Genomic DNA, 18,872 nt, shown 5'->3' with positions numbered 1-18,872 from the left:
TACTCGGCTTTGTACAAAAACGGCATATTCCAGTAATTTAATATCGCATTAATGACTTATATTGCCTATTAATGCATGTAATGCGGCTTTATGCCCTTGATATGCACTTCGACCTAGTACCGTCAAAGATACCCAAGTCCGTTTATACCCAGTTTCAGCTCGTTGTTTAGAGATACGAATATAATCAGACTCCTCTAATACTTTCAGCTGTTTGGATAATACCGAATCACTGACCTCCAATTGTGCTTTTAGTGGTTGAAACTCCATTTCATTTACATTGGCAAGTAATGCACAAATTTGTAAACGCTTCGGCGCGTGGATAACCGTGTCAAACTCAATCCGACTCATTGCAACCTCGTGTTACACTGACTTCATTTAATGGGTAACAATATTGAGCTACCGCCATTAACATCATATTTGCAGCACTCCCCACATAAGCAGACCACATCACCCCTTCTAGAAAATAAGCTCTAGAGAGTGTGATGATGACGCCGAACGTCACCCCCAACCCAATAAAGTAAACGCCACCTAATGTAGACCTTGGTAACATTAATAATTTGATGCCTCTACGCTTCAAGTAATTTATGCCGAAATAACCTGCAGCCAAAAATACCGCAAAAAACATCATCGCCGCTAATACCCATTCGTTATCATGGGCCATATTGGCATAAGCAAATGTAAACAAACCATAACTTATCGAACATAGCAAAATAAGCCATATTGGAAATCGTACTAAGGTTTCTAAACGCTGCTCTGTTGCTTCAATTAAGGCCAATGCTTCTTTCGCTTTACTGACACCTGTATTTTCCAATTCCATTTTCATACTCACTTTAGTTGCTCAACTTTCTTTCCACACTGGAAACTAAATTAACCCTAGCATATACTTTCCAATATGGAAAGTACATTTAAACCCAGATAAATTACTCAAATTTGCGTAGTTGATAACATTTATTTTCATAAAAACGTAATAAATTTGTAAAATACAGATAAATAAATTAACTTACCTGCTGTTTTTATGTGACAACAATAAAAGTACTTACAGCGTCTGACGCTGAATATTTCAAAGGAATAGTATGAAAATCAAAAACCTCAGTGCATGTCTGATCTTGCTCTGCACCTCAACCGCAAGTGCATTTACGCAATTAGGTGGTGGCGGCATTATGCCAATGGGACACGAATGGTTAACCCGTACAGCTGCATTAGAAGTCTTAGATGCGGAACACATTATTAATGTAGACCCAAATGATCCTCGTCAACATTGGCAGCAAGGCCTCGCTAAAAATATAGATATCAGCAACGCGTTAGAAGAAATCAGCCGAATTCAAGCCTCTGCTAATCACAATACCAGTTACCAACCAAAATATGATGATGTTTACTCAGCAATAGTGGGCGAACGATGGGTCGATATTGCAGGCTTTAATGTCACCAACGCAAGTACCGATCCCACAGGCCCAAATTGTTTCAATGCTGTTTCACAAGAGCCGGCTGATTTACAACAAGACCATTTCATGCGTCGTTATGATGATATTGGTGGCCAAGGCGGGGTTAATGCCGCATACAGGGCACAAGCACGTTTTATCAATCATTTTGTTAATGCGGCGATGGCCAATGATAAGCGTATGAAAGTGTGGGATGGGGGCGGTACCTCAGCCAATACGGAAGTTGATCATAATTACTTTTTATTTGGTCGCGCAGTGCATTTATTTCAAGATTCATTTAGTCCGGAACATACCGTTCGTTTAGCGGATGATAATTACGAAAAAGTATGGCAAGTAAAAGCGTACTTGTGCTCACAAGGTGCTGAACAACATACCCATAATACTTCTGATGTTTTAAATTTCAGTAGTGGTGATGTTATTTGGAAAGAGCAAACGCTGGGGCAATCTGGCTGGGACTCTTATAAAGCCAGTAACATGAAGCACGTTGCTTTAGTTGCACTAGAGGCCAGTAAAGACTTATGGGCTGCGTTCATTCGAACGATGGCGGTCGATATGTCACAACGCGAAAGTCATGCAAAACTCGAAGCACAACAGTTGGCTAATAACTGGCTATCGTTTGATGAGCAAGCCATGTTGTCGTGGTATCAAAATCAACAACACCGAGATCATACCTATGTTTTAGCGCCCAATGATAGTGGTAAAGGCAAAACCCTCGCGGCATGCATGGCCGAACTCAATGTGGGAACTACTGACCAAAGTGCACGGGTAGCACAACTTGATGAAGAGCGTCGTCAGTGTTTATTTAATATTGAAGCGCAGCCAGGTTACAGTGATTTAAATGACCCTTATATGAGTATGCCGTATCACTGGCGCTGGAAATCGTTGACTTGGAAAACCCCGCCAAGCAACTGGCAGGCACCCAACATATCCGCTGATATAGGAAAAATCGTAACCATTCGTTCGGCCAGTGCGGGACGCGCAATGGCAAGTCAAAACTTAACCAATAATGCGCCTCTAACAGGTCACGCTACATCCGAGGTTACTTGGGTAAAAGTCCCAGCAAACGACAACGCTTATTACTTTCGAAGCCAACAAGCGCCTAGCTTATTTCTCAGTTATAGCAGCGCTTCTTCGGGATATGCCAAGTTATGGGATTCACCAAATCAAGCAGCGTACGAGCTCATCTATCAAGGAGGGGTTTGGAACATCAAAAATACCTATTGGCAACAATATATTTGGTATAACTCAGATGAAAGTAGACCACAATTAACACGCGCAGGTGCGCCACATAAAGCACATTCTAAATGGATAATTACTGAGCGTTAATACCTTGCTTGAGCGCTTTATTTTCCCGCCCTGCATTTAACATAGAATACTCCCAACCAGACCTAAAGGCTCATGACGAGCCTTTATTTCATGTTTACCGAACATAAGGGATCATTAACTGTCCTTCACGGCCATTGCCATATTCAATATCTATATAGTAACTATGCCTATTAGGCTTTTTATATTGTGGGTCTTGTGTATCTATGGCTAAAACCACACGATGTCCCGCTGGTACGTCATACGCAGTTGTCGCCATTTCAAATTCGAGTTTCGTCACCCCTCCAGCCGCTGCTTTTGGCAATGTGTACACACCATGGGTGATTAGCTTTGCAACGCCAAACACATTCATATCGTACAAATAGGCGACTACTTGCGCCTGAGTTGTATGTGGTTGCACATAGATGCTTAACGCTGGGTTCCCCCTGATCTTCATTGTTTTAGCTGCCTTTGGCGATTGATAGTAAATGCTGCGAATATCTGATGCAGCATAGATATTACTGTAAATTGGGACTTCTAATTGCTCCAATAGTTGCGAGAGCACAGGAATACTGGTGGTAAATAGCGTGCCCGCCCATGCATTTAAAGTATTATCTTTACTGTTTTCTGCACCATATGGCGTAACCTCCAAGTCACCATTATCAAACCAAGTACGGGGATGTAAAAAATACTGCTGAGTCTCAATTTCTGAACTTGATAGAGAAGTAAATTGATCGGTATTATCGCTAAACTTCACTTTCATATTGATGGGTTTATCACTGGGTAACTGACTTGGTAATTGCTTTAAATGTATGTCAAACCAATGATATACATTTTCCCACACTCGGTTTTCTCCTATGCCCAATAGATCGGGTAAAATCTCCGCTGTACCATGCGTGCCTGGCAGCAAGTCAATATATTTTGGTGTCGTTAATTGCTCAAATAGGGTCATTAAACTATTTGGCTGAAACAAATTATCGCCATAGCTTTTCGCTAAATAGATGGCTGTGCCATTGGCGTTTAACTTATCAATATATTCAGAGGGCGAGCGCACTAATGCCCAATCAATGACCTCCGGTAAGGTACTTTCATCGTGAGACTTTATTGCCTCCCAGTAACGTGGCACATTGGCATCAAGATTGCCAGTTAACTGACCAGACAGGGTTAATATTTCTCCCCAAGCCAGCCTCGGTGACTGATTGCCATACAATGAATCAACCAGACTGCCCCAACTACTCAACGCAGCCACTGCTTTGACCCGACTGTCGTGCGCTGCACCGATTAAACTAATGCCTGAACCATACGAAATACCACCAGTGCCAATCGCATTTTCATTGACGGGATAGTTATCAATGAGGAAATCAATTGCCCTGCTGTAATCTGCAATATCGTTGGGTCCTGCGGTATCCACCACGCCTTCAGAGCCACCAAAGCCACGCGTTGCGTAGCTCAGTACAATATATCCACGTTCAGCCAAATAGGCGGCTTGCTTAATATACTGATATTCATTGAGCGCCCAACTATTAATAAATATCACCGCAGGGGCTTTTTCATCTAATTGGGTCGGTACAAATATATTGGCTTTTAGGTTTAACCCATCTGCCGTTGCGATCTCAATAGAATCGTCAATGGTGAAATGTTCTGAGCGAGGCAGGAGTATCTCTTGTGGCTTACTTAACCAATCAAGTATAGGTAAGTGTGAAGCCGCAATGGCGTTGTTACACACCAATAATACGCTAAGCTGCGTAATCAATAATATCGTAAATATGTGAGTCGTTATTTTCATTATCTGTCCTTAACTGTTGTCAATGAATTGCAACTAGTGCAAAAACACCACTAGTTACAATTAATTTACTTTAGTAGGACATGCTGAAGTTGCAAACTTTCTGATAATCGTTGTACTTGTCACACTGCGCTCAAACATTCAATTCAGTCAGCGTTTTTACAAACTATGCCACCAGCGGCTCTCTTGTGGCTCACAACACCCCACGGTGGTCACCTCTCCCACAATCGGTGTATTTAGCACAACTGACTGTTTGTCCGCGGCACTCAGTGCTCGCTCTAATGGTTCATACCAAGCATGAAATGCCAAGTCGAAGGTGCTATTGTGAATAGGGATCATTACCTTTCCTTGCAAATCAATATGCGCTTGTACTGATTGTTCTGGGGTCATGTGTACGTCCGCCCAATCCTCATCATAAGCACCTGCTTCAATTAAAGTATAATCAAATGGACCATATTTATCACCGATGGTTTTAAACCCTGGAAAATACCCAGAGTCGCCGCTAAAATAGAGACTTTCATTATCCGTTTTTATAACCCACGACCCCCATAGCGTGGTGTTTGCATCACTCAGGCCGCGTCCTGAAAAATGCTGCGTTGGCGTAAATGCGACTAAGGTGTCTTTTGTCTCTAGCTCTTGCCACCAATCAAACGCCACTATCTTCTGCTTATCAATTCCCCATGCAGCTAAGTCACCTTCGACCCCTAGCGGCACCAAAAACTGAGCGGTTTTATGTGCCAACGCACGAACCGCCGCCTTATCTAAGTGATCATAATGATTATGCGAAATAATAACTTTATCTATATTCGGTAATGCGGCTATGGATATCGGCGCTGGTTGAAAGCGCTTTGGCCCCAAAAAACTAAAGGGTGACGCTCGCTCTGAAAATACCGGATCTAATAACCAGTATTTACCTTTCACCTTCAGTAAAATCGAAGAATGACCAAGTTTGATAATATGTACTTTATCGTTACTGAGCGCTGCCAACGAACCCGTTGTAATCGCTGCCATAGGGAGGCGACTTGTCGGTTCCGTATCGACTCTGTTTTCAGTGATGTAGCGTTTTACGATCCCAAGGGTTTTACCGATTGATTGTGGTGCAATAGTCACTAAGTTATTGAACTGTTTACCATCGTACTGAGCCGATTTGCGCTCTACCTCGACATTCGCGACCAAATTACTATTCACACTATACCCTCCTATCACCGCACATATTATTATGCTCAGTCCAATCCACAACATTCTCATATCACCACACCAAAAGTAAACTATACGGTGTAGTTTTTCACTAAAATAAATAAAAGTAAACTAATTAGTGCACTTTTTTAGTGGCTTGATAAAATATCTAACAATAGAGTTAAGGTATGTAACCTCAGCTCTGGATAAGCGAGTTTGCCCAATAAAGCTATTTTTCTCACTCTCGGCGTTGTTTTCATTTGTAATAGCCCGCTATTACTGCATAAAAGCGCCTTGATATTGAACAAAATATCATCCTTGGATTGTACGTAAGTTTGTTTACAAAACATCTTCTATTCCAAAACCTTTATCCAAACCTGAGGTTAAGTACATGAAACTATCAGACAAAAAACGATTGCAAATATTAGATGCGGCACAAGGTTTGTTTTATCAATACGGACTAGACCAAACCAGTATGGATACGGTGTCGAGTCATGCTGGGGTATCTAAGCGCACCGTCTATAATCATTTTTCCTCAAAAGAGGTACTGTTTCATGCGATTTTAGACCGCATGCTCGAAAAGGTCGCCAATGTCAGTATCATTGAGTTTGATAGTACATGCCCGATACAAGCCCAATTAACCGATATTGCCACGCAAGAAGTGGCCTTACTTACTTCAAGCGAATTTTTAAAAATCGGTAAAATTGCCTTTATGCAAATGCTGCAACAGCCTGAACTGGCCAAATCACTCTCAGCTAATTCTATCGGCTGCATGACATATTTTAGTGAGTTTTTAATGCAAGCCTCTGCCGCTGGAGCACTCAAAATCACAGATGCTGACTACGCAGCAAAGCAGTTTGTGTATCAATTAAAATCATTCACTTTTTATCCACTACTTTACGGCTTTGAAGAGGTCAGTGACATAGCAATGAACCGAGCAATTGAAGAAACGGTGATGATGTTTATTGCACGGTATCAAACTTAAAGGTAATAAGTAAGCGCTAACTTTAGCCTCTAACAACTCGCTTTTTAATGAATTTTATTACCCGTTAACAGCGTAATATAAGTAAAATAATAAGCTAGGCTCGATTTTATTTTTTGACAATAGCGTCAAAAAAGGCATTGATTGGCCTGCCAGCAAAGTCAGTGGCAAGCCAAAATAAAAGCGTAATTCAGACCTCGGCTTTAAGCCTGAATTACTACTCAACATTAAATTAAAGTGTATAGCGTCGTTGCATACCAACGAGCAATAATCCAAGTAAATAAAACCAGCTTACCGTGCCGCCGCTACTGTCATTACTGTTACCCGTCGCATCCGTTGCAATTGGCTGAGTGGAAATAGTCACATTGACTTTTTTACTTGCCGTCACCCCTACTGCATCAGATACCATCACAACAAAGCTATCTGTACCTGCGGTGCTGGTGTTAGGTGCATATGTTACAACGCCCTGGCTATCAACATCGGCACTACCTAGCGTAGCTTGATCGGTAATTTCAAAGGTTAACTTATCACCATCGACATCTGTCACATCAAGTGCAACACGCTTAGTTTGGCCTAATCCAACTAACAGAGTGACAGGTTGGTCATTAAATAAAGGTGCATCATTGATGGGCTTTATATTGATTGTTAAGTTAAATTCACTCGCGCCACCGTGAGCATCCGTTACCAATAGCTTTGCGGTATCGGTACCATTGGCGTTACCTGCACCTACATAGCTTAGCGTGGTATTGTCTTGAATTGTAACAGTACCCTTTGTTGGCTCATCAAGAATACTAAACGTGACACTATCGTTTTCATTATCTGATGGCGAAAGGGCAGTCATCGTTTGACCATCTTCATCTAAATTCAGCGTCAAATCACCTTGCTTTGGCGCGAAGTTTATTTGAGAACGTTGTAAACGCCCTGCGCTATTCATAGGTACCGTAAACAAATTATTCTCAAAACCGGCGCCAATACCATTGGTACTGATATCAAAATTCTCATCAACCAGCGCTGGCTTTTCAGGTACAGAAATATCGAGTAAAGAACCGACGAAGCCGACAACTATCAAGTAATTGCCATCAATGTGTAATGTGGCAGCATATGTAGTGCTACCCACTTCAACACTAGGTAATTCAACGGGCTCAGCTGGGTTACTTATATTATAAGGCGTGATTAAAAAGCGCCCATTCTCAAGAGCTACTGGAACATAAAGATAATTACCTTTAACAGCAACATTGCCATATATTGTATTATTACGCTTAATGCGGGTGAGCTCAGTTACGTTTGATAAATCTGACGTATCATACACAGCAACTTCACTAGGGTACCCCGTAGATACAAATAGCACATGCTCAGACGCGACCATTCCCACTTCAGTGTAAGAGCCTAATGGACTTGTTATGGTCGACACTATATTTTTTGACTCATCAATGAAGCTTAACTGACCATACGTTGCAGCTGCATAGCCATTTTTAAGTTTGATAATCTGGCCATAGCGGCCTTGGCTACCCAAGCTGCCATGACGTGTGCCGACATTGATATTGTTTTTTAAATTTTCAACCAAATGAGACTCTAAGTGAGCACCATCATTAATAACCATTTCACCCCGCTCCCATACAACGCCTTTTAGGCTATATCCACCATGGTACGTTGCATTGTACGTTGCATTGAGCGACGCAGAATCGGTATCGCCCACGTCCCAAAAATACATACGTTCAAAAGCGGCGACCGCAAGTTCATTGCCCTGCATAGCAATGTCTCTTACAACACCCGATTGAGAGAAACTGTGTAAATTGGTTAACGTTGTGTTATCTTCAATTTTTAAAGAAGAAATGCCTTCCAAGCCCTGTGTAATAAATAATGTATCATCAACAATGAGCATATCACGGTTGAATCCATAATCTGATAGCGTTGATGTGAACCTATGCGAAATCGTTTTGTCATGACCTATTTGAAAAATATCCACGTCTCCAAAAGTGTCTAAACCAAAAATTAAGTTACCTTTTACTTCAAGGGCGCTGTACGAAGCACTTTCATGTTCAAAGATAACTTGTAACGCATTGCCTTTCAGTTGTGCAACCTGAAAGCCCCACATATGATCAGACAATAGCCACAAATCTCCAGACATTTTAGAAAGGCGATAGTCCGACTTTGCGTTTTTAAGTGTCAGCTCGACGGCCGCTTGCGGTGAGCCATCATCTGCCAACGGCAGCTTATATAGCCCTGCTGGGGTGTCATCTTCATTACTTGAAAGGTATAAGGCCTGATTGTCGTAAGAAACGCTGAAGCGATCAGATCCATATGGTTTATTGGATCTAATACCAAAATTGACTGCGCTGTTGTGTTTTATTGCGCCATTATCTTCAATGTTAAAGTGGATTACTGACAATTCATCTATCGGATTCACTGGCTCCACTGAAACCCAGTCATCACTCACAACATACAAATTACCGCGGTTACCGGAAACAAGCTGAGCATGACGATTAAAAATAAAATCACTTAACTCATTAACAATAAAAAGCTTTCCATTTTTCAATGTTGCAGAGACGAGATGACTACCGACACTATTTTCAGCAAGTATCACCCAATACCCATTGACATAACTTAAGCCGAGAATACCCTGATAAGAGAAGCCTTCTTTTGGGCTAATTAATGGCATTTGGCTGATAAGGTCAAACCCTTTGTCGCTATACCGCAACACATCAATAGTGCCACTTTTTACGTCGCTGCCGCCTTCGCGTGCAAGCCCAGATACGAGCAACACACCATCGTGGTAAGCCATTTTATGGTAAGGATCTGAACCAAAGGTCTCTTTTAGTATTAATGAAGCCGCTTTTTCTTGTGCATTACCCGCGAACGCGATTAAAAAGAGTGTGGTTATTAAGAACGTATTTCTCATTATTAAAGAAATACTTTTGTATATACTCATGAGTTTTCCATGTATTTATTATCATCGATATCCAATCAGGTATTTCCTAAACTACAAGTCTGTAGTCTGTAGTCTGTAGTCTGTAGTCTGTAGTCTGTAGTCTGTAGTCTGTAGTCTGTAGTCTGTAGTCTGTAGTCTGTAGTCTGTAGTCTGTAGTCTGTAGTCTGTAGTCTGTAGTCTGTAGTCTGTAGTCTGTAGTCTGTAGTCTGTAGTCTGTAGTCTGTAGTCTGTAGTCTGTAGTCTGTAGTCTGTAGTCTGTAGTCTGTAGTCTGTAGTCTGTAGTCTGTAGTCTGTAGTCTGTAGTCTGTAGTCTGTAGTCTGTAGTCTGTAGTCTGTAGTCTGTAGTCTGTAGTCTGTAGTCTGTAGTCTGTAGTCTGTAGTCTGTAGTCTGTAGTCTGTAGTCTGTAGTCTGTAGTCTGTAGTCTGTAGTCTGTAGTCTGTAGTCTGTAGTCTGTAGTCTGTAGTCTGTAGTCTGTAGTCTGTAGTCTGTAGTCTGTAGTCTGTAGTCTGTAGTCTGTAGTCTGTAGTCTGTAGTCTGTAGTCTGTAGTCTGTAGTCTGTAGTCTGTAGTCTGTAGTCTGTAGTCTGTAGTCTGTAGTCTGTAGTCTGTAGTCTGTTAGTCATGTATGTTACCTGTGGTAAGAACGCGGAATTATAATCAACTGCTAACTTTGTTTCAATAAACTCAACAAAAAATCAAAGTGCGCTCTGATCTCAGATAATAAATATCGCATACCGAACCCGCCCGAAAAAGCAACCAGTCGCTAAAATAATGCGCTCCTCTTATCAAATAAAAAGTGTCAAATGACCGATTCAATTACATCTAAACGACCTGTAGCTCACACCAAAAACCCACATTATATTGCCGCCCATTTGTAATTCTCACTTTAAAGCCATATGGCTGTGTAAAATAACTGTAAAATCACTTTAATCTGGACTATACCAGATTGTCATTTTTATTTATTAACTTGGTTATGCTCTTTTAATAACCAAGTTAATATTATGAACAAGACACTCAAAGCAAGCTTAGCCACTTTATTATTTGTACCGACGCTTTATGCACAACCTGCGTGTGATACGACCCAAAATCAATTTACCTTAATTAACTGGAACGCATGGGAGATGGGTAACAACACTCGCTACCCGTTTTCAGCGGTTAGGCAAAAGCTGCTTCAATACAATCCAGATGTGATCACACTGCAAGAAGTTAAGCATTGCGGTAATGGCTTTTATTCTTTATTTCAACCTAACGTTGATTTTAATTATGCCAATATGTGGTGTGCACAAGCTCAAGCATATCCTGGTACTGGTGCAGGTTCAGCGGGAAGTTATGGGATTGGAATTGCCAGTATTTATTCAAGTATTTCGGATAAAGTACTCCATGAGATTAATGGTAGAACCATATTAGGTGCAAAGTATCAAATTAATGGTAAAGCAATTTGGGTATGGTCGGCGCACACCGCGTTTGTAACAAGCGAAACCGATAAAAAACGACTGCAAAACTTTAATACGATAAACGCCGTAATTAATAACCATGTATTACCCAATGAAGCCGTTATATTAACCGGTGACTTTAATGCTAATCTAGACGACCCTTGGGGAAGTAATGACCCTGAGCGAGGTGAAATGCAAGTTTTTTGGGACAATGGTTTTGAAGACCTGTGGCGCCAGCAACACCCTGATATCAACGATAGCCCAGGCTACACATACTACAATATAAGTCGAATTGACTACATTTTAGCGAGAAACCTGCCTGAGCATTGGCATATAGATGCCTTAGAGGTACTCAATAATGTGTGGTGCCAGTTAGGCTTAAATAATGAAGGGGAATCGATAAGTTGTGGTGCGAATGGAAGCATAGATCACGACCCCATACTACTGCGATTTGATACCAGTAATCATGCAAACCAAAAAACACGTGTCGCACTACTAAAAAACACAGGAGCAGAACAAGGCACTGCACACTGGAGTGGTGATATAGAGTCGCTCAACAGCAATGCATGTGATTCCGTACCCGCAGCACACGGCTCGAAGCTTTTCGCTGTTGGGGGAGTATGTACCAATGAAAGTGCGTTAGGCCACGCATCACAGCATGTTGATTTAAATGATTACGCTGCTGATATCCAGCGGGGTAATACAACATTATATTGGGGTGGCCTGCTTCGTAATTATAATGGCACAGATGTGCCTAGCATGACGGTTTCATTTCATGATGCACAAGGCAACACCCTAGCCTCTCATCCAGCAAGAGGATCACTGAGGTCGTCTTGGACTTTACAATCAAATAAAGCGTTAGTACCTGAAACCACCAGTTACGCGGTCATACATTTAACGGGGACTCGTCATGGCGGAACAGATAATGATAGCTATTTCGATGAAGTATTTTTAGACATTGAAGTGGCCAGTGGCTGTGAGTAACTTAGCCAGTTTTTACAAAATATTTCCTATTCCAAAACCCTTATCCAAACCTGAGGTTATGTAAATTTAAAGTCTTAGGCGTTTAATTATAAGCGCCTAAACAAACAGAACTATCAACTCGGTTGATGCGCCTCATCTCTCACTATCGTTAATTTGTTCTGAAGGTTAACCCAGCGCCATAACACTATCCAGCCTGCTATCACATCGTATTCTTTTACATTAAATAAGCTAAGCGGCCACTGTTCTCAAGACCAAAATACAGTCCTGCGCCGCCTCCTATAGCCCCAAAAATAAGGCCTAATAACCCTCCAATATACTGTACTCTTTGCTGGCTTTTAGTGGCCCCCGCACACAGCTTGTGGGTAATCTTGTTAAGATGCAATGTGCTCCAAACGAGCCAACCCACGATGACCATAAAACCCAATACAGGAATTAGCCAACCTTGTGTAAACCCGTAACCTAGGCTCATGACGCCAGCCCCGATACCAACTGCAATAAAATTATGATTTCTTATTTGTGTTACTGCTTGCCTATCGCGTTCATTATCTAACTTATTTGAAACTAAGCGGGAACTCCACCATATCGCAAACATCGCTGCTAGTGCGCCAATACCAGCCCCACCTAGCATCATCAACAACTTACTGTACCAAGGTGTTGGCGCAGCAGCGGCACCAATCGACGCCGCAACAGGGGTTGATGATATGCTTATGGCACTAAGACTCGCCAGTTCTATTGGTGCATTGGCTAAAATAACACGGCCATAGTCGTTTAATATTTGCGACTTAATTTTTTCTCGAACTCGTTGTAAACGCTTTCTGACTGTTGCAGGTTCAAGGTCGAGCAAACGTGCCACGGCATCGCAACTTTGTTCTTCGCGATAATACAGTAAAGTAATCTCTCGGGATTCATCTGGAAGCTGCTCAACCAAATGCGCGATGAGCTGTCTCTGCTCTGCTTGCTGCAGTGTCATTTCTAAATCAGCCTCGTCACAAGCTAACTTTGCCAATAGCTTTGCGGCAGACTCCACATCTAATTCAACGTTTACTTTATTGCGGCGTAAGCTATTCATGGCGGTATATCGCGTAATTTGACGAACCCAAGGTAAAAAGCGGCTCGGTTCTTTAAGTTGGTTTATATCTGACCACACCTTGATATACACCTTTTGCATCACATCTTTAGCTGCATCAATATCACGAACAATGCCTATTGCAATACACTCAACAACGTTGCGAGAGTATTTTATTAACAACGTAAAAGCATCAACATTACCCATTTGTGCCCGTAATACCTGAGTGTTTAATTCAGTCCCTGTAAGCATGTCTGTCATCTATTTTCTCTTATTAAAGTAAGCTTACTAACAAGACACCACCCAGACACACCGTGTGACCAAAATACGCATATTTTTATTTCTATTCATTTATTTACCCTTACTTTAAGCCCATACGTTTCAAGTCCGGTTTTTAGAACCGAAAAAATTAAACCCTAATCACGTCAATGCACGACAAGGGTTTAAATTGACGAACTTATCCCTTTATGGCTCACTGCCATCTTGTCCGGCCCACGTCCAAGATGGGTATAACGTGCCATTTACTGTGGCATTGTTTCCCACTAAAATAGACTGCGGTTTATTTACTTTGACCCAATTACTGGCTGTTGAATGCTCAAGTTCAAACACCACATTACCATACAAAAAATATGGCCCCGTGATAGACGAATTCCGATATGCCGCAAACAACGTTTGCCCCCCCATTTGCAACTGGCCCACTGAGCTTTCGCGATTCACATCAACCGCGGCCTTGCTCCAGATCATCAAAGAATCGATGTGTGTTTTATTATCTGCTAAAAAATAACCATTGCCCGACACTTGCACTGCTAAAAATCGGTTTGCCGTATTTGAACGTGCCATAGAGGTATCTAATACATCGACCATATTGTCTTCATTGTCGGCATCAAATTGTGCAACCGAACTGCCTGATATCGCAAAACCAGACTTTGAGAATTGTGAAATATACGCGGTACTATTATCAGTGATAACAAAAGGATAAAGTACATCGCTGGTAGAAGATTTAGCATTAGACGTGATATTTTGTAACGTAGCAACACTGTTCTGAGTTACGGTTATGGCACGCGTATTACTGTCGACTTGAATATTGAAGTCTTTCAAAACAACAGTGCTGTTCGCAATTCTTAGTGCTTCTTGTGCCTCAACGCCCGTACCCAGTACAATCGAGCCACTTTGCTCTGCGTCGTTGCTAATTTCGATATTCCGTTGCGCAATAATAACGGGCCCAGAGCACGCACCGCTCACTGTAAATCTGCGCGGCTGTATCGTCCAACGACTGTAAGATATGGCTTTATTCAGTGCTTCAGGGTCGGTGTTACAGTTTACGCGTGTTGCCCATTGCGGTGAATGAATTAACGCAGCGTCCTGCTGTTGAATTTCACGGTATTGATCATCATTGATGTTATTATGCGCGAGTGCGTGCTTAACAGCGAATAGGCTTGTTATCACCCCAACGCATATTATGATCCGCTTATGATTGGTCATTAAACTATCCTTTTTACATGTTATTGTTTCTTGTCGATTTTTCGTACAAGTTGCAAAGGCTCATCTCAGTCGTAAATAACTGAAAATAATATACGTTTGCAAATACAAACCATAATGTAACTAGGTAGTCGGCGCAATTGATGGTATAAAAAACAAACATGAAAAAACATCAGGTGTAAACCTATTGCCCATGTCAGGTATTAATTTAGTGAATAAAGAACTCTTCAACATCTTCTTTGATATCGGTGTACTCATCGTCACTGAGCTCTAGCGCAATCATCACATCATCTCTAAAGGCGTGCCAATCAGCACAAGAGCGAAAGCTTTTTGCTTCAAAAGCCAAGTTCTCAGCTAATTTCAACGCAGCAAACGTGGCTTTATCGACTTTGTCTTGATCACTATTTAAATAATCACAGTCATGATGGCGTAGAATCATTTGGCATATTGATTTAGGTAGGTGCCATGATGTTGCCAAGAAGTACCCCACAACCGTATGGTTTGTTGGATATACATGCTCTTCATACATCACCAATGTTTTTTCTGGCCGTTCGGCCGCTTTCGTTAGTAGCTGCGCATAATTATCGTATTTCATCGCCATAGCGGGAATGCCTGCATCATGAAATAAGCCAACTAACTGCAAGTTTTCGATGGGGATAGTCGGCTTAACTTGACGACCAATTAACATCGCTATTTGTGAAATATCAGATGCATTATCCCAAAATCGTTCTAATGAAATACTGCAATCATTTTGGCTAAACGCACTTTTTAGCAAATGCCCTGTCACCAACTGCGTTATACAATTTACGCCCAAAAACATGACGGCCTGTTTAATATCAGTCACAGTTCTTGACATACCATAAGCTGGTGAATTAATGACTTTCAAAACGGCTGCTGACGTTGCAACATCTTCTAAAATAATTTTTGCGATTGTGCCAAGCTCGGGCTCATCTTGGTTTAATTCTACTTGTAACTTTTGCAATATTTCAGGCTTTGCAGGCAGGCTAAACCCTGAGCGTAAGTCGTCCAATACTTTGTCGTCAATATCAATCATAATACTTAACTACGAAAAAAGGATTTATTGAGTGTAGTTGAACAATAGCGAGCTGTCTTGGCAAAATCACCGTTAAAAATCGGTGCACGCACCGCCAGATATTGTCATTTTACTGACTGCGTATTTTTTATTTTTGAGCTGTGACCTTATCGCAATGAGTGTGTACCGAATACTTTTCAAGGTTTGCTTATTCACGAGCCACTTCGGCAGTGCACCATTTGGGTTGGCATAAGCCACATACTCAATTCTAAGATCACTGCCTTGTTGATAAAGCTGCCAAGTCGCTTTCACAGGTGCGACACGTATTGCTTTACTGTGTACTTGCCAAAGCTGCGTATCTTTTACTTGTAACTGATAATGCGTGGTGCTCACTTGGGTAAAGCATGAATGGGTGAGCATGTCTCTATCTGAAATAGGCCATGGAGCACTGAAATATGTATGTAACCTCAGCTCTGGATAAGCGAATTTGCCCAATAAAGCTATTTTTCTCACTCTCGGCGTTGCTTTCATTTGTAATAGCCCGCTATTACTGCATAAAAGCGCCTTGATATTGAACTAAATATCATCATTGGATTGTACGTAAGTTGGTTTACAAAATATTTTCTATTTCAAAACCCTCATCCAAACCTGAGGTTATGTACAATGCGCTCAGACGGTGTAGGGCTTGCAACCAAAGATACTTGCTGACTAGCACTCAACCAATTAGGCACATTCTCTGTGTCATGCAGTAAATTAATAAAACTCCTAACGCTCGTATTTACATACAACGCAGACGCTTTAACATGAATTAAACCTTTCTCTGCGGGCTTATGGTAGATGCTTAACTCCCCTTTCTCATACCACTTATACCATGACTCGGTATACCCTTGCGGTGATACAATACCGATTGCAACCCAAAACGGTAGCAATCGATATGATGGGGCTATCGCCAATATGGCAACCCATTCACTGAAACGTCTCGACTTTGCTCCATCGCACTGACCAAGAAATCAGCTTTTTTCTCTAGCCAAGTTTGAATATCTCGTAATGCTTCGCTATCTTGCCCCCGACACAACTGCATCAAATATGACAGTGTGTCTAGTTCATAAATACCATAAACAATGTCAATCCAAGGCGTTCTAAATTCCTGGCGCAGTTCTTTATCATACAGTTTACCCAAACAATTGCCGCTCAATAGCGTATTTTCCAATTGATGACGTAACCGTAAGTAATCCGTTTTTGTGAGTGCCTTGTTCTTGGGTAATAAAGCTCTTAAGTCTTGCCAATCTTTATCGAAAAAACCTTTTGCCACTTCATGAACCGGTTGCTCAGCCGCATTAAGTGCCTTTTGGTCCCAATGTTGACGCCATTCTCTATCAACTAACCAACGGGTCAATGTTAAAATAAGACGGTTGTATCGCGCACAATGAAACAAGTCTTCAATATCTGTCGCTGTAGGCTGCACATCTTTTAAATCACTAATCACTTGAGATAACTCAGGTGCACTATTGATTTTTTTGTAATAGGCATGGCGTTTTGAAGTATAGGTTTTTAAATAAATTGCATTTTCTACCCACACCAGCTCATCAAGTAACCACTTAAACTCCCCCCGTAACTGTTCTGTTGTTTCTTTATCAACAATGTCAGAGAACAACCTAAATGTATGGCGAATAAGTGTCACACCATCAATAATGCGTTTCAGTGTTTTTAAGCTTGGCTTGTTGAAATAACATTGTTCATGCTTTTGCACAAACTGAATACCATAATTAATTGAAGCAACGAGCGCCTGCTCTTGGGTGGCTCCAGGCTGCAATGGCACAAAGCCAATAAACTTATTTGGCTCAAGCGGCTTATTATCCGCTAATCGGTATCCTCTGGCCGCTTTAGAATAGAGCCCTAAACGCAACCCTGATAGATTGATTAAGTGATCGGCCAGTAAAAATAAATCATGACGTGTCCCTTCAACCAATTCAATCTCAAGCTCTGAAATTGGCTCTACTTGCCCTTGTGCAACCACTTCTCCTTTATCTAATACCACTTCAATTTTGCTGCCCTGCTCAGTTTCAATTAACCACGTCCTGCGGATGAAATTAGTACTGAAGATCGGGAATAAATTTTCGTTAATACTGCCCACTTGCATACCATGAGGCCAAATTATTGGATCAAAAGCCAGCAAATCTGGTCGAACCGAATTCAGCGGTAAGTTATATTCAGGCCGTTGATGCAATCCCCCAACAACTTCTCCCGCCAACTTAATTGTTTGTTCACAGTCACTATCACAACAGCGGGTGCGCAGACCAATATCAAGTGCGCGCAATTCTCGGTTAGGCGTGTCGTAATATGCGTTTTTTAAATTCCGAGCGGGTTGGTTTTTGACGGTTTTTGCGAATTGAGTGATGAGTCCTGGTATAAGAGGAACTTCATTGTCTGAAAGTAAAAACTTCAGTTCTATTTCAGTGTCCATTAGGGCAAGTTATTACCTATATAATTATCGAACGCCCAAAATATACAATGCACCTACAGTTTGCAATCTTTTTACCATATGTTCTCGGAAGTTTTAGCTATCTCTTGCTATTGATCAGCTAAATCCATACTATTTGAAAAAATTAATAAATCTTGGGTCTAGGGATGTTAAAACGAATAATATTACCCAGTGTACTTGCGCTTATTTCCCACTTTTCAATTGCAGAAGAAGTTGAGCAAACACAATTAGCAGCAACGTCAGTGGCGGCAGTCGACAATACAACTGCAAACGCTGGATTTATCGTTGATAATCTATTTTTATATGCGCACTCTGGTCCGGGGAAAAACTATCGAATTCTTGGTTCTATAGATGCTGGAACTCAGATCCAAATTATTGCCGAACCGCAAAACGGTTACATTCAAATCATTGATGATAAAGGCCGTGAAGTGTGGGTTGAAGAAAAGTTTATATCCATGCAACCTGGTTTAAAGCAGCAATTGAACAAAGCCAGCGAAACACTTAGTACAATGCAAAGCCAATTGGACGATGCACAAGCACAGCTGCCGTTATTACAACAAAGCAATGATGATCTCAGTAGTGAAAATGCCTTACTACAAAAAAGTATTTTAGATTTACAAACGCAGTTAGCAACGCAAAAACAAGAAAATGCGCTTAAAAAGCAAAGCGAGCAGCACACATTACTCGCTTATGGCGGCGGTATTGCTTTTGCTGGACTATTATTAGGGGTGATTTTGACAATCTTCTTATCGCGCCGTAAACGCTATGATGGATGGGCATAATT

General features: G+C 41.4%; 15 protein-coding genes. 4 read left to right on the top strand and 11 right to left on the bottom strand.

Annotated features, from left to right (window positions below):
- Window positions 1-48 precede the first annotated feature (48 nt).
- Window positions 49-348, bottom strand: a complete 300-nt coding sequence (locus PAUR_RS04350) for a transcriptional regulator (RefSeq protein ID WP_192506599.1) — start codon at window positions 346-348, stop codon at window positions 49-51.
- Window positions 335-823, bottom strand: coding sequence for a hypothetical protein (locus PAUR_RS04345; RefSeq protein ID WP_192506598.1), 489 nt, complete (start codon window positions 821-823; stop codon window positions 335-337). Before PAUR_RS04345 ends, PAUR_RS04350 begins: the two co-directional genes overlap by 14 nt.
- A 250-nt stretch (window positions 824-1,073) precedes the next feature.
- On the opposite strand from PAUR_RS04345, the gene PAUR_RS04340 reads away from it, so the two are divergent.
- Complete coding sequence (locus PAUR_RS04340; RefSeq protein ID WP_192506597.1) at window positions 1,074-2,765, top strand: hemolysin D; 1,692 nt, start codon at window positions 1,074-1,076, stop codon at window positions 2,763-2,765.
- Window positions 2,766-2,859: 94 nt separating this feature from the next.
- Here PAUR_RS04340 and PAUR_RS04335 read toward each other — a convergent pair whose 3' ends face one another.
- Window positions 2,860-4,527, bottom strand: a complete 1,668-nt coding sequence (locus PAUR_RS04335) for an alpha/beta fold hydrolase (protein WP_192506596.1) — start codon at window positions 4,525-4,527, stop codon at window positions 2,860-2,862.
- Between the two features lie 156 nt (window positions 4,528-4,683).
- Window positions 4,684-5,772 (bottom strand): MBL fold metallo-hydrolase, encoded by a 1,089-nt coding sequence (locus PAUR_RS04330; RefSeq protein ID WP_192506595.1) that lies wholly within the window; start codon window positions 5,770-5,772, stop codon window positions 4,684-4,686.
- 319 nt (window positions 5,773-6,091) lie between these two features.
- Between PAUR_RS04330 and PAUR_RS04325 the strand changes: the two genes are divergently transcribed.
- Window positions 6,092-6,685 (top strand): TetR/AcrR family transcriptional regulator, encoded by a 594-nt coding sequence (locus PAUR_RS04325; RefSeq protein ID WP_192506594.1) that lies wholly within the window; start codon window positions 6,092-6,094, stop codon window positions 6,683-6,685.
- A 229-nt stretch (window positions 6,686-6,914) separates the two neighbouring features.
- On the opposite strand, the gene PAUR_RS04320 is transcribed toward PAUR_RS04325, so the two are convergent.
- Window positions 6,915-9,611, bottom strand: a complete 2,697-nt coding sequence (locus PAUR_RS04320; RefSeq protein ID WP_192506593.1) for an Ig-like domain-containing protein — start codon at window positions 9,609-9,611, stop codon at window positions 6,915-6,917.
- 1,001 nt (window positions 9,612-10,612) lie between these two features.
- Here PAUR_RS04320 and PAUR_RS04315 point away from each other — a divergent pair.
- Entirely contained in the window at window positions 10,613-12,028 is a 1,416-nt protein-coding gene (locus PAUR_RS04315; RefSeq protein ID WP_192506592.1) for an endonuclease/exonuclease/phosphatase family protein, read from the top strand.
- 214 nt (window positions 12,029-12,242) lie between these two features.
- Here the strand turns inward: PAUR_RS04315 and PAUR_RS04310 are convergent, their stop codons facing one another.
- The 6 genes from PAUR_RS04310 to PAUR_RS04285 form a co-directional block, all read right to left on the bottom strand.
- Complete coding sequence (locus PAUR_RS04310) at window positions 12,243-13,355, bottom strand: RNA polymerase sigma factor (RefSeq protein WP_192506591.1); 1,113 nt, start codon at window positions 13,353-13,355, stop codon at window positions 12,243-12,245.
- A gap of 204 nt (window positions 13,356-13,559) precedes the next feature.
- Window positions 13,560-14,576 (bottom strand): hypothetical protein, encoded by a 1,017-nt coding sequence (locus tag PAUR_RS04305; protein WP_192506590.1) that lies wholly within the window; start codon window positions 14,574-14,576, stop codon window positions 13,560-13,562.
- Between the two features lie 205 nt (window positions 14,577-14,781).
- A complete protein-coding gene (locus PAUR_RS04300; RefSeq protein WP_192506589.1) occupies window positions 14,782-15,627 on the bottom strand; it encodes an HDOD domain-containing protein in 846 nt (281 codons plus the stop codon).
- 72 nt (window positions 15,628-15,699) lie between these two features.
- On the bottom strand, window positions 15,700-16,137 hold the full coding sequence (locus tag PAUR_RS04295) for an SRPBCC family protein (protein ID WP_192506588.1): 438 nt from the start codon (window positions 16,135-16,137) through the stop codon (window positions 15,700-15,702).
- Window positions 16,138-16,244: 107 nt separating this feature from the next.
- Window positions 16,245-16,559 carry an SRPBCC family protein gene (locus PAUR_RS04290; protein WP_192506587.1) on the bottom strand — a complete coding sequence of 105 codons (315 nt, stop codon included), beginning with the start codon at window positions 16,557-16,559 and terminating at the stop codon, window positions 16,245-16,247.
- The gene (locus PAUR_RS04285; RefSeq protein WP_192506586.1) at window positions 16,550-18,070 is read right to left on the bottom strand and encodes a CYTH and CHAD domain-containing protein; all 1,521 of its coding nucleotides are present in this window, start codon (window positions 18,068-18,070) and stop codon (window positions 16,550-16,552) included. The genes PAUR_RS04290 and PAUR_RS04285 overlap by 10 nt, the downstream gene beginning before the upstream one ends.
- A 164-nt stretch (window positions 18,071-18,234) precedes the next feature.
- Here PAUR_RS04285 and PAUR_RS04280 point away from each other — a divergent pair, with 164 nt between their 5' ends.
- The gene (locus PAUR_RS04280; RefSeq protein ID WP_192506585.1) at window positions 18,235-18,870 is read left to right on the top strand and encodes a TIGR04211 family SH3 domain-containing protein; all 636 of its coding nucleotides are present in this window, start codon (window positions 18,235-18,237) and stop codon (window positions 18,868-18,870) included.
- Window positions 18,871-18,872 lie beyond the last annotated feature (2 nt).

It is taken from the genome of Pseudoalteromonas aurantia 208, assembly GCF_014858725.1.
In the GTDB taxonomy this organism is placed as follows: domain Bacteria; phylum Pseudomonadota; class Gammaproteobacteria; order Enterobacterales; family Alteromonadaceae; genus Pseudoalteromonas; species Pseudoalteromonas aurantia.
The sequence above is the reverse complement of the archived record's forward strand: the minus strand, read 5'-3'. Positions and strand labels throughout refer to the sequence as shown.